Origin of the sequence: Nitrosomonas sp. Is79A3, assembly GCF_000219585.1 — a bacterium.
Classification (GTDB): Bacteria; Pseudomonadota; Gammaproteobacteria; order Burkholderiales; family Nitrosomonadaceae; genus Nitrosomonas.
Genome location: NC_015731.1, coordinates 707549 through 720657, shown reverse-complemented (window position 1 = coordinate 720657; position 13109 = coordinate 707549). Strand labels below are relative to the sequence as shown.

Here is a 13109-nt window from a genome sequence, read left to right as displayed (position 1 = left end):
ATATATTGATCACGTTCGTAGTAAGCTTGTCGAACCATCAATGTAATCAACTTAATCAGAGATTCCTTGATCTTATAGTATGGAATCGGGTTGATCAGGACAAATAGCAGTCCTTACGCCTCAATCCGGTTCTTCTGTTCGACTAGCAACAGCTCAAACGCTTGCTGCGCAATCGGGATCGAATACAGAAAACCCTGTACATAATCGCAGCCAAAATGAATCAGCAAATCCTGCTGTTCTTTGGTTTCAACACCCTCGGCTATGGTTTTGATATCCAGTTTATGCGCCATCACAATAATGGCTTCTACCAGCGCCCGGTCTGTCGCATTGTCTATCAGCTGATTAATAAAAGAACGATCTATCTTGAGATAATCAATATCAAACTTCTTTAAATAAGAAAGCGAAGAGAAGCCGGTACCAAAATCATCAATGGAAACTTCTATGCCGTTATTACGAAACTCCAGCAGGTACTCTTGCACAACAGAAGAGTCTTTTAGCAATAGCCCTTCGGTAATTTCCACGTTAATGCAATTTCCTGGCAACCCCATTTGACTCAGGTGATCAAACCAGCGGCCATTATTCATATATTTGAACTGAATAGGAGATACATTCACACTGATTTGAATTGTATAACCGTACTCCTGCCGCCACTGATCAATCAGGGCAATCGATCGTTTAAATACCATCTCTCCGATTTCCACAATTAAGCCGCTTTCCTCGGCTAATGGGATAAAGGTAGCCGGGCTAATCATGCCGCGTAGCGGGTGTTTCCAGCGCAACAGCGCTTCTGCCTTGATAATACGTCCACTGGATAGCTCCAGGATCGGTTGATAATAAACGTGCAGTTCATTTTTTACGATTGCTTGCCTGAGATCATGAATAAGCAGCATTTTTTCATGCGCTTCCTGCTGCATGGAAGCAGTAAAGTAGCAGAAACGGTTACGGCCTTGCAGTTTTGCTGCATACATCGCCTGGTCTGCATGCTTCATCAAGCTTTTCATGTCAGCTCCGTCCTGGGGATAAGAGACGATGCCGATACTGGTGGAAATAAAATGATTGATCTGACTGTGACTAAAATTAAACGGTTTGTTCAATTCTTGAATAATCTTCCGGGCAAGCGTTTCAGCCTGCAGATGATTCTCTGCAGAATTCGTTACAATAACCGCAAACTCGTCTCCACCCAGACGCGCGACCGTATCGGATTGATCGACGCATAACCGGATACGCAAGGCAACTTCTCGCAGCAAATCATCGCCTTTGTCATGACCCAATGTATCGTTGATATCTTTAAAGTGATCCAAATCCAGAAGCAGCAATGTGAGCATCGATTCATTGCAATACGATTTCCTGATCTCAAGTTCCAAACGATTCTTAAACAAATTCCGGTTGGGCAAGCCGGTCAACTGATCATAATTAGCCTGCGACAGGATTATTTCGTCTTTTTTATTCTTCTCAGTGATATCCGAAAACTGTGCAACATGGCAGTGAACACGGCCATCCGGATGACGAATAACATGAATACTGAGCCATTTGGCGTGAACAATACCGTCCTTGCGCAGATCCCAGATTTCTCCTTGCCAGCAGCCTTCATTTAAAAGCTTGCACCCCATATCCTGATAAAAAGCCTCGTTATGCCAGCCTGATCGCAGCATCGTTGAATCCTTGCCAATAACATCTGCGATCTCGTAACCAGTCATACGCGTAAAAGCCGGGTTAACTTGTATAATCCGGTTGTTTTCATCCGTGACCATAATGGCTTCATTGCTCGACTGATAAATAGTGGTCGCCAGACGCATCGAATCGTGCGCTTGCTTTTGCTGTGTAATATCCTGATAGATACCCAGCACCCCTATGATTTCATGATTTGTATTCAGCAGCGGTACTTTAGAGGTCTCTATCCAAATGGTTTCTCCGGCAGGATTATTCAACGGTTCTTCGTAGTAAAGTTTCGGGATTCCTGAGTTGATCACGTTCCGGTCGTCATTCCGGTAGTGATCCGCCTGATCCCTCGTCCAACTTAAATCGTAATCCACTTTACCGATAATTTCCTGAGGCGACCCTATCCCTGCATCTTTAGCAAAAACAGGATTACAACCCAAATAACGGGATTCTTTATCTTTCCAGAAGATACGTGCCGGCATTGTATCCACAATAGTTTTGAGCAAGTTGCGCGATTCCGCCAGTTCCGATTCTTTCATTTTTTGATCGGTAATATTGGTAATCGTACCCACATAACCCAGTACATCACCATTCTGATTCCGTTCAGCTTGTGCCAGACCTAGAATCCAGGTAATTATTTGTTCATCAGTTTGCAAGCGATACTCGCACCTGAACTGCTGTTGATGTTTCACGGCTGCATTCCATTCATCAACCACTTTCTCGCGGTCATCCGGATGAATTGCGTGAGTCCATCCATCTCCTGCAGCCGCTACAACATCCATACCGGCCATACTGCACCAACGCTCATTCACATACAGGCATCTACCCGCTGCATCGGTGCGAAAAATACCGACCGGCGCCACTTCAGTCAAGCTGCGAAAAAGCTGCTCATTATTGCGTAGCGCTATTTCCAGCTGTTTTTGCGGGGTGATATCAACAAATACACCATTCCACCGCGTATTGCCATCCCCTTCTCGTTGCGGTATCGCGTGACCTCGTATCCATTTCTCACCTGCGGAAGTTTGTATAGGAAATTCATAAAACCATGGCATCAGCTTTTCCATTGAATCCCGAATGGATGCTTCCATGCCCGGTGCAGCATGATCGGGTATTCGTTGAAACAAAATTTCAACATTCGCTATGCATTCGGCCGCAGAACAACCAACCAAATTAACAATGCCCTCACTCATAAAAGGAAGCGTGCGATGACCGGTTGCATCAACACAGAACTCATACACTGCACCCGGTATACTTGCGACAAGATTGCGAAAACGTCTTTCACTGGCTTGCAACTCAGCGGTACGCTGCATTACCGTATGTTCGAGATTTTCCTTCAATGACAGGATTTCCGCCTCTGCTGCTTTACGCTCAGTGATGTTGCGGAATATGCCGCGCATGGCAACGGGTTTATTATCTTCACGATAAAGACTTACATTACCTTCCACAACGATGATTTGCCCATCCTTTGTTTGAAATGGCACCTCGATTAATCCAACATGCTCACCCGCCATGATACGTTCCATAAACTTCTGGCAATGCGCACGACAATCCGGATGTATGATGTTAAAGATATTCAACGTGGCGACTTCTTCCACCGAGTATCCGAGTGCTTCGCGCCAAGCGCGGTTCACGAAAAGAAAATGTCCATCCGGTGCAATACTCTGAATCAAATCTTTAATACCGTCGAACAATTCACTCAGCTGCCCCTCGCTTAGTATAGTGGAAACAAGAATCGTCGCCTCACGGTTAGGAGAATCTGCTGAGATTATAAAATCGCGAATCATAGCATTGATTTAGAAAAAGAAAGTCATCCAAAATAATGGCAGAAAGAGTTCAAACAGGACAACATAGAAGAATAATTTATCTATGAAATACAATATTATACAAACAATATCTTACACCAAACATACAAGAAATATTATAAGTATTTAATCATACAGTTTAAAGAAACATTACAACTGTCTTTCCATGTCCATTAGATTACAATATTCTTTCCGCTTTATGGACAATAACACGAAGACTCATTAAATCTTACTGCTACTGTGGTATATGAACCCAATAACCTCCGATACTCAAAAAAATTTGTTGAGTCAATGCAAGACATATAGCATACTAGCTGCGCTATAATTTTCAGCGCGAATATTCCACAAAACATCACCTTGATCCTCTAAGAATTTCGAATTTTCACAGGCAATTTAATGTTCATTAGCGTTCTTGATCTTTTCAAAATAGGTATTGGTCCATCCAGTTCACATACGATGGGTCCTATGGTTGCAGCCAAGGATTTTCGAGACCGTATCGAGGTTTTTATTTCCAGCCATCCCGTGCCATCTTTCCTGCAGGTACGCTGTACCTTACGGGGATCATTAGCGTTCACTGGCAAAGGTCACGCCACCGATCGTGCGGTGACCTTAGGCATGCATGAATATACACCGCGAGGATTGGCGAAACTGAATGTGAATGAATTGTTCCAAAAACTTTGGCAACAAAACACCATCCGCATCAACGAATCGACAGTGATCCACTTTAATCCGCCTGAAGATATTATCTTCGATCGCGGAGAACCGCTGCCGGAACATCCGAATGGCATGATTTTTCAGTTGCTGGACGGAACCGGCAAGACCCTGTTGACCGAAACTTATTTCTCAATTGGCGGCGGTTTTATCACCACGTTGTCTGAAATTGGTCAAATTGTTGCGCCCATTAAAATGGAGGCAACCAGTTCCTGCGGCTTTCCGTTTGATTCAGCCAACCAGATGATGAAAATGTCAGCCGACAGCGGCCTATCGATTGCTGCGATGAAGCGAAGTAATGAACTGGAGCGCATCAGTGAAGCAGAATTGAACGAGGGATTGGATGCAGTTTGGAATGCAATGCAAACTTGCCTGGAAAATGGTCTTGTGGCTGAAGGCCGGTTACCCGGCGGACTTAACATTAAACGGCGCGCGCATTCTTTGTTTCAACAGTTACAAGAGAATCCGCAAAAAGCCAATTTGAATGACTGGCTGTGCGCCTATGCCATGGCGGTGAATGAAGAAAATGCAGCAGGTCATATGGTGGTTACGGCACCCACCAACGGTGCAGCAGGCGTCATACCGGCAGTTATTTATTATGCGGTAAAACATGAGGGTGCAACGCAGGAACAAGTACGTGATTTCTTGCTGGTAGCCGGTGCAATCGGCGGACTGATCAAACATAACAGTTCAATTTCCGGCGCTGAAGTAGGTTGTCAAGGCGAAGTGGGCTCTGCCTCAGCCATGGCGGCTGCAGGCTTATGCGCAATTAAAGGCGGCACTACCGAGCAAATTGAGAACGCTGCAGAAATCGCACTGGAGCATCATTTGGGCATGACCTGCGATCCGGTAGGAAGTCTGGTGCAGGTGCCGTGTATTGAACGCAATGGATTTGGCGCCATCAAAGCTTATACCGCGTCATCACTGGCAATCCGTGGCGATGGCCAGCATTTTATGTCATTGGATAATTGCATCGCTGCCATGAAACAAACCGGACTGGAAATGTCGGTCAAATATAAGGAAACCTCTCTGGGCGGGCTGGCGGTCAGCGTCACCGAGTGTTAATCATCAATCACTCATCCCGATGCAGCTTTCTAATCACGTGGCGCAAACCGCTCACAACAAAAAAGACGCTCAATACTACGATGGGAATCGCGATACCGGTCAGCAATTCAACATTAATATCGTGCCCCGCAGCCTGGAGCGCTTTTAATCCATAGCCCAGAATACCCAGCAAGTAGTAGCTCAGCACGACAACCGACAAACCTTCAACCGTCTCCTGCATGCGCAATTGCACATGAGCACGATGGTCCATAGACTTCAACAAATCGCGAATCTGCGCTTCCATGGACAGGTCAACCCGTGTGCGCAGCAAAGCCGATGCACGCCCGAGACGCATCGACAGCGTCTCCAGTTTGGTATGCACCAATTCACACGTGCCCATCGCTGAAGACAATCGCTGAATCATGAATTCCTGCAGCATCTGCAATCCCTCAATACGCTCTTCGCGTAATTCGGTAATGCGTAATTTCACGATATCGTAATAGGCTCTGGATGCATTAAAACGATGACTGGTTTGCGCAGACAATCGCTCGGTTTCCGCCGCCAAACGCGTCAGTTCGTCCAGCAAGCGCTGTTCGTCTTCGATACTGGTCAGTTCCACATTGTCTGCTATCAGTGTAGCCAGCCGCTGATCGGCGCGCGCCAATTGCGGAATGATCTCGCGCGTTACCGGCAATGGCAGCATCGCCAGCATGCGGTAAGTTTCGATCTCAAGCAGTCGTTGCACCAATCGTCCAACCTGACGGCTGCGCAAATTTTCATCATGGATCAGTATGCGGCCAAAATTATCATGATGTATCTGATTATCACTCCACACACTGGCAGCACCTCCCGCCACCTTGGAACCGATCACTGTTCCGGAAGCAAACAAAATAGACAGTTCATGCAAGCTACGCTTGGGTCGTGACCGGTCCTCCAAAGCAATATGCGTCGCTACCAGCAACTCTCCGGGCAAGCGGACCAACCACTCCTGCGGCACGTATTCAATCGCCGGATGCTCAAAGGGGGTCACAAATGGCTTTGCACGATAAACAGTATACGTCGAGTATTCGGTATGCCGTTCCCAACGGAGGCGGAATTCGCCAAAATCCGCACTGAAATCATTTTCGTGCGTATTGGGCGGAGCAATGCCATAGCGGACACATAACTCACCGATCAATTTACGTTCCTGATCAACCCAGTGCCGCTCGGACATTAATACCAAATGCGAAAGTTGAACAGGCGGCGCCAAAAGTTCATACGCGACCGAATTCAGCTCGTTATGTAACTCCTGCCTTTGCGAATATTCAGGGATAGTCAGCAATTTCTCTTGCGGCGGATCTTGCGATTCAGTAATCAATGAAGACAACGGGGTGAGAGAATCCATAACAACGGCCTGATTAGATTTAACCAGTCTGTAGCATACCTAATTTTTATTACGAATAGATGAATCTTTTCGCTATCGGAAATAAATCAACGCTCAAGGAACGTTGATTTATTAACATTTAGAGAGATACACCCTGAGCCTAGCATGTTTGCTGTGAAGGATTTGTGATAGCAGAAAAACCAGCAATGACTCAGCAAAACACTTCTAAATTAATTGCATATTTCTTTTGTATAAAGAGCGGAATGATGCTATTCACAAACTGCCATCTTATTCCAATTACAGATAAAAACAGTAATAATATAGCTTTTATTTTTGGTAGAGGCCATCATGGCACGGAAGGCAAGTGGGACGGAGCAACTTGAGGTAGCGATGGAACGGTTAAAGAAAGCCAAGACTGCGGCAGAACTTCGAGCTGCGCAAGCGATAGTGCTGCCATTGTCGCTAGGTTTGAGTCTGGAGCAGACAGCGCTTGCCATTGGCCGTTCAGTAGGTGTCACCTGCAGAATGCGTACCCGGTATGATCCAGCGACGGGAGAGGAAAAGAAAGCCACGCGCAGCAAACGCGAATTACGTAACCGGGCCAAGGCCAGTTTGGAGCAGGAAGCCAGGATTCTGGATGAAGTGCTGAGTGAGGCTGCTACCGGTGGCGTGGTCATTGTTCCGCCCTTGAAACCGGCGGTTGAAGCTAGGCTGGGCAAGCCACTGGCTTTGTCTACTCTGTACCAAATGTTGGCACGGCATGGCTGGCGCAAACTGGCCCCGGATAAAAGCCATCCACAAGCCGACCCAGCAGCGCGCGAGGCGTGGAAAAAAAACTCCCCGAGCGGCTAACCGAGGAAGTGGCGGCTTTTGCGGTCTCGCGCCCGCTGCGTCTAATGTTTCAGGATGAAGCGCGTTTCGGCCGCATCAGCGATGTACGGCACTGCTGGGACAAGAAGCCCCATCGTCCCATGGTACGTGCCATGCTGACGCAACAATACACCTACGCTTATGGCGCAGTCAGCCCACTGGATGGGCGATTTGATTCCCTAATCCTGCCCTGGGTGAACGGGGACTGCATGCAACTTTTCGTGGATGAAATCGCGGCACGTTACCCGCATGAAAATATCATTATGGTGATGGACGGTGCAGGCTGGCACAAAAGCCAAACCATGAAATTGGCAGAGAATATGCGAATCCTGTTTCTACCACCTTACTCGCCAGAACTCAACCCGCAGGAACATGTATGGGATGAATTGCGGGAAAAATTCTTTCATAACCGCGCCTTCGATAGTCTGGATGCGCTTGAGATACATCTGGAAAGCGCGCTAAAAAGCTTTGAATTAAACCAGGAGACTATGCGTAGCATTGCCGGATGGGATTGGATTATTAATGCTGTTTTAAAATAAAATTGGAATTAGATCTCAGAATCTAACTGATGATTTCTCACCCAGCTTTATCAGTACATTTTTGATGATGATCTGTGTATCATAAGGTTCAAGATTCTTAGCCTTTTTATGAAATCTGATTTTTATAACCGATAAACCAGAATAAGACAGGGAAACCCATGGGCGCCATTTTCTTTTATATTGTTGTTTATTTCATTGGATATTACGGTTCCAATATATTGAACATGCTGACGGTACGTCCGTTCATTACTAATCGTTACATGGCTGCATTGCTGCCGGTTTATGGCGTTGCCTTGACGCACGCCTACGTGTTGGTGAATAGCCCCCCTCCTCCAGGCTCAGACGTCACAGTGGAATATGCATTGCTGGTTTTTATTACTATGCCGGTTGTTGTGGTTACGCTAGGCGCGGCTTATTTCATGTGGAACAGCAAAGGTAAAGATGAGGATCGTACCGGGGACAATCCATCAGATGACGACAGGAGTTCTGCTGAAACGGCTACCGCTGAAGCCGCCGAGCTAAAAACAGAAGAGCAATCCGGAAATACTGAGTCATCGGATGAGAAAGTAGTCCCCAAAGAAGTGGAAATCAGCAAGAGTAAAGACAGCAAGGAAACTTAAAAAGCGCATAGACAACGCTGGTTCAAGTTTTCGTTCCACATCAACAAAAAAACCCTCATACCGGAAGCATGAGGGTTTTTTGTTAGATTAATGCGTTATGACTCTCTTTCGACGATCACATGTTCCTTCTGCACACTGAGCGTGCCTTGTTCAATGATCGCCAATGTTAATCGTGAAATCGCTACGCGCTTGCCAGTAGCTTCTTCAACAATATCCGTTTGCCAGACTTGTGTACGGCGGCCAGTATGTAACGGTGTGCAAATACCAATAACATGACCCTTGGTAACCGCGCGAACATGGTTGATATTAAGCTCCAGACCGACCGCACGGTACTTTTCCGGGTCAATTGTCATCCAACCCGACACACTGCCCAAGGTTTCAGATAGCACGCAACTGGCACCGCCATGCAGGATACCGAATGGTTGCGTTGTGCGCTTATCGACGGGCATACGCGCCTTCAAAAAATCAGGCCCCAGCTCGGTAAACTGAATACCGATATGTTCGCCCATATTGGCATTGCGTAAACCTTCCAGATACGCAATGGTGTAATCTTTAAACCAAATAGCACTCATGAAACATTTCCTTTTTTATTCTTTTGGTAATCGGTAACACTTAACCCGGATATTGCATGGAGGAATCAATGTTTGCAATTATAGTGCAAAGTCACAGGTTCCAGCACATACATGGACGGTATGCACAGCGGATTCAAAAAACGGCAGTAACCTTGATTTGGATTTTAAAAATGGGTTTTGCAAAAAACTCTATTATGCGATCCGCCAAACCGGTGCTTTAAAGTCCGCTAAGTACTTTGATATGGGCCAGCGCGCTGCGGCCTAGAGCATGCAAAGCATAGCCCCCTTCTAGGGCGGACACAATTCGGCCATTGGCGTGATCGATGGCGATACGCTTAAGTGTTTCTGTAATCCACAGGTAATCTTCCTCGCGCAAAGCAAGTCCGCCCATGTCATCTTCCCGGTGTGCGTCGAATCCTGCTGAAATTAACAACAGCTCTGGTTTGAATTGTTCCAGGGCTGGCAGCCAATTTTCTGTCACGGCAACACGAAATTGCGCGCCCGTTGCACCAGCGGCAAGCGGCACGTTGATAATATGTTCATTGCCGCTATCAACACCCTCGTAAGGATAATACGGATGCCGGAATGTTGAGCACAGCATGACACGGTTATCGCCATTGAAAATCTCATCAGTCCCATTGCCGTGGTGCACATCAAAATCGGCAATTGCCACACGGCTCAGGCCGTAATGCGCAAGCGCATGGGCGGCGGCGACCGCTACATTATTGAATATGCAAAATCCCGCAGCGCTGCTGCGCCCGGCATGATGGCCGGGCGGACGAATATTGCAGAATGCGTTTTCATTCTGGCCCGACATCACCAAGTCAACCGCTTTGACCGCCGCACCAGCAGCATGCAAAGCAGCTTCCAGGCTATACGGATTCATTGCCGTGTCCGCATCGAGATAAACCAGCCCATTACTGGGTGAAGCCCTGAAAATAGTTTCGATATAATCAATCGAATGGGCGCGCTGGAGTTGTTCCTTACTTGCGGCAGGAGCGTCTTGCCGGTCCAGAAAAGGCATCAAACCGGAAGCGATGAGCTGATCCTCGATGGCTTGAATGCGCGTAGGGCATTCGGGATGGCCCGCTCCCATATTGTGTTTGAGCGAGGAAGGATGAGTCAGGTAGGCGGTTTTCATAGGTGCTTACTCTTTTCGTTTGCTGTTAACCCAATACGGGTTGATTTTATTCATTAATCATAATATTTTTCTGACACGCTTGATGTTGTCGTCGTCTAATCTATCTTCAATGCTAAAGCCGAGCCTGTTCATCAGTTTCAACATATTGGTATTGGTTTTAAGCACTTCACCGGCCATGACTTTTAACCCCTTGGCGCGGGCAGCATCCATCAGCGCCGTCATGAGTTTCTGTCCCAATCCTTTGCCCTGCATGGCATCTGCGATAACCAGCGCAAATTCGCAGCTTTCCCCCTCAGGACTGATGGCAAAACGCGCAACACCCAATTCGATTTCTTTGTCTTGTTCGAAGGTTACTGCGATTAACGCCATTTCGCGACTGTAATCAATTTGTGTAAAGCGCAACAACATAGTCTGGCTGAGTTCCTGCACGCTGAACATAAAACGGAAATAACGCGCTTCTTCCGATAAGCCACGTACAAAAGCCTGCTCAATCTCCGCATCTTCCGGACGGATCGGTCTTATGGTGATATTTCTGCCGTCAGCCAATTGCCAAGTGCTGATCAGATGTGCGGGATAAGGGTAAATCGCCATATGTGCATAGCGGTCAGCGCTGGGATGACGCAAGGCAATTACGATGCGCGCATCGGCTGCGAGCGCACCGTGCTCATCGACAATCAGCGGGTTGATATCCATTTCCGTCAATGCTGGCAGCTCGCATACCATCTCTGATACGCGTAACAATACACTTTCCAGTGCAGCCATAGCAACCGGCGGCATATGCCGGAAAGTACCGAGCATCTTCGCAGCATGCGTACTTTGAATCAAATCTTTCACCAGGAAAGTGTTAAGCGGAGGCAAAACAACAGCGCGGTCACCGATCACTTCCACCATAGTACCGCCAACACCAAAGGTAATCACCGGACCAAATACCGCATCGTAAGTAACACCCACCATTAGCTCGCGGCCATTCGGTTTAACTACCATGGGCTCTATCGAAACACCATCCATCTGTGCATCCGGGCGATTCAATTTAACGTTTGCGATAATCGTATGGTAAGCCGCTGTTACTGCTTGGGCGTTCACCAGATTCAGTAGTACACCGCCGGCATCGGTTTTATGGGTGATGTCGCGGGAGTTGACTTTCATCACCACGGGAAATCCCAACTGTTGCGCGATGAGCATTGCTTCATTTGGCGAATGCGCGATCATGGTCTGTGCTACCGGAATATGAAAGGCAGAAAGCAAAGCTTTCGATTCCATTTCACTTAATATCTTCCGCCGGTCCTGCAACGCGCCGTCTATAATCATGCGCGCAGCTTCTACATCGGGTTCCAGGTGATGCGACAAAGGCCCCGGCATTTGCATCAGCAGCTTCTGATTACGATAGTAGGCTGACAGATACGAGAATACCTCTACCGCCGGCTCGGGCGTGCGGAAATTGGGTTTCTTCGCCAGATTAAAAGCGACACGGGATTCCGCTACCTGTGATTCCCCCATCCAGCAAGTCAGCAAAGGTTTGCTGTTTTGCTTCGACAACTCTATTAATGTGTTCGCCGCTTCCAGCGGTTTGGTCATGGCTTGCGGAGTCAATATTGCCAGCACTCCATCCACATTGGAGTCCTCCAGGCATGCGCGCACAGCCTGCTGGTAGCGGTCAGCCTGCGCATCTCCGATCACATCCACCGGATTACCGTGTGACCAGGTGGGCGGCAGCACCTGATTTAACTGCTCCATGGTGGCATCTGACAAAGTAGCCATTTCCAGACCCAGATCAATTGCATGATCAGTGGCCATCACGCCGGGACCGCCTCCGTTGGTGACGATTGCCAGCCGATTACCGCTGGGATGAAAACCACAGGACAGTGCTTTTGCGGCTGAGAATAATTGCGTAATGGTTTGAACACGCACAACACCAGCACGCCGGACCGCGGCATCGAATGCATCATCTGATCCAACCAGTGATGCAGTATGCGACATGGCTGCTTTGGAACCCGCTGCATGGCGCCCGACTTTCACCAGTATGACCGGTTTGATGCGCGCGGCAGCACGCAGAGAACTCATAAAGCTGCGGGCATTTCGAATGCCTTCGATGTACAACAAAATATTCTGAGTCAGCTGATCTGTCACCAGATAGTCTAGAATTTCACCAAAATCCACATCGGCAGTTGAACCCAGAGAAACCACACTGGAAAACCCCACATCATTGGTCTGCGCCCAATCCAGAATAGCGGTGCAGAGTGCGCCCGATTGTGACACAAAAGCCAGATTTCCCGCGTTTGCGCTGCCTTTATTAAACGTTGCATTCAGACCTCTGTCAGGACGCATGATACCCAGGCAATTGGGACCAAGCAGGCGTATTCCATAGCGGCGCGCATTTTCCAGTACCGCACACTCCAATGCCCGCCCGGTAGCGCCAATTTCGGAAAAGCCCGCAGAAATAATGACAGCAGCCTTGATTCCATGCTTGCCGCAATCTTCAATAATGTCAGGTACGGTTTGCGCGGGCGTGGCAATCACTGCAAGTTCTACAATTTCACTAACCTGGAATAATGAGGCATAGGCTTTATGCCCTTGAATTTCTTTATGCTTGGGATTGATGGGAAAAAGTACGCCTTTGTAGCCACTTTTCAGCATGTTGCTCAGAACAATCTGACCAACAGAATCCACACGATCGCTTGCTCCAAATATAGCAACCGATTCAGGTGAAAAGAGCGGTTTGAGATAGTGTTGACTCATGTTGTTAAAATCCCGATTATTTAGCCAGAGTGATTAACAGGCCGTTGAAAAA

Annotated in this window: 10 protein-coding genes; 5 read left to right on the top strand and 5 right to left on the bottom strand. The window is 47.6% G+C overall.

The annotated features are described in order from the left end of the window. Window positions 1–113: 113 nt before the first annotated feature. The gene (locus NIT79A3_RS03280; protein WP_013964840.1) at window positions 114–3443 is read right to left on the bottom strand and encodes an EAL domain-containing protein; all 3330 of its coding nucleotides are present in this window, start codon (window positions 3441–3443) and stop codon (window positions 114–116) included. 414 nt (window positions 3444–3857) lie between these two features. Here NIT79A3_RS03280 and NIT79A3_RS03275 point away from each other — a divergent pair, with 414 nt between their 5' ends. Beyond that, on the top strand, window positions 3858–5237 hold the full coding sequence (locus tag NIT79A3_RS03275) for an L-serine ammonia-lyase (RefSeq protein WP_013964839.1): 1380 nt from the start codon (window positions 3858–3860) through the stop codon (window positions 5235–5237). Window positions 5238–5244: 7 nt separating this feature from the next. On the opposite strand, the gene NIT79A3_RS03270 is transcribed toward NIT79A3_RS03275, so the two are convergent. Continuing rightward, entirely contained in the window at window positions 5245–6600 is a 1356-nt protein-coding gene (locus NIT79A3_RS03270) for a DUF3422 domain-containing protein (protein WP_013964838.1), read from the bottom strand. Between the two features lie 164 nt (window positions 6601–6764). On the opposite strand from NIT79A3_RS03270, the gene NIT79A3_RS19005 reads away from it, so the two are divergent. The 4 genes from NIT79A3_RS19005 (at window position 6765) to NIT79A3_RS03255 (ending at window position 8608) form a co-directional block, all read left to right on the top strand. After that, window positions 6765–6962: a hypothetical protein gene (locus NIT79A3_RS19005; RefSeq protein ID WP_198009384.1), complete on the top strand. Its 198-nt coding sequence runs from the start codon at window positions 6765–6767 to the stop codon at window positions 6960–6962. Then, window positions 6928–7431: a winged helix-turn-helix domain-containing protein gene (locus NIT79A3_RS03265; RefSeq protein ID WP_013964644.1), complete on the top strand. Its 504-nt coding sequence runs from the start codon at window positions 6928–6930 to the stop codon at window positions 7429–7431. The genes NIT79A3_RS19005 and NIT79A3_RS03265 overlap by 35 nt, the downstream gene beginning before the upstream one ends. Continuing rightward, window positions 7404–7988 carry an IS630 family transposase gene (locus NIT79A3_RS19000; RefSeq protein ID WP_013964837.1) on the top strand — a complete coding sequence of 195 codons (585 nt, stop codon included), beginning with the start codon at window positions 7404–7406 and terminating at the stop codon, window positions 7986–7988. The genes NIT79A3_RS03265 and NIT79A3_RS19000 overlap by 28 nt, the downstream gene beginning before the upstream one ends. A gap of 158 nt (window positions 7989–8146) precedes the next feature. Next, the gene (locus NIT79A3_RS03255; protein ID WP_013964836.1) at window positions 8147–8608 is read left to right on the top strand and encodes a hypothetical protein; all 462 of its coding nucleotides are present in this window, start codon (window positions 8147–8149) and stop codon (window positions 8606–8608) included. A gap of 95 nt (window positions 8609–8703) precedes the next feature. Here the strand turns inward: NIT79A3_RS03255 and NIT79A3_RS03250 are convergent, their stop codons facing one another. From NIT79A3_RS03250 to NIT79A3_RS03240, 3 genes are all read right to left on the bottom strand, one after another. Then, window positions 8704–9180, bottom strand: a complete 477-nt coding sequence (locus NIT79A3_RS03250; RefSeq protein ID WP_013964835.1) for a hotdog fold thioesterase — start codon at window positions 9178–9180, stop codon at window positions 8704–8706. 217 nt (window positions 9181–9397) lie between these two features. After that, window positions 9398–10321: a histone deacetylase family protein gene (locus NIT79A3_RS03245; RefSeq protein WP_013964833.1), complete on the bottom strand. Its 924-nt coding sequence runs from the start codon at window positions 10319–10321 to the stop codon at window positions 9398–9400. 57 nt (window positions 10322–10378) lie between these two features. Further along, window positions 10379–13057 carry a bifunctional acetate--CoA ligase family protein/GNAT family N-acetyltransferase gene (locus NIT79A3_RS03240; protein WP_013964832.1) on the bottom strand — a complete coding sequence of 893 codons (2679 nt, stop codon included), beginning with the start codon at window positions 13055–13057 and terminating at the stop codon, window positions 10379–10381. Between the last annotated feature and the right edge of the window lie 52 nt (window positions 13058–13109).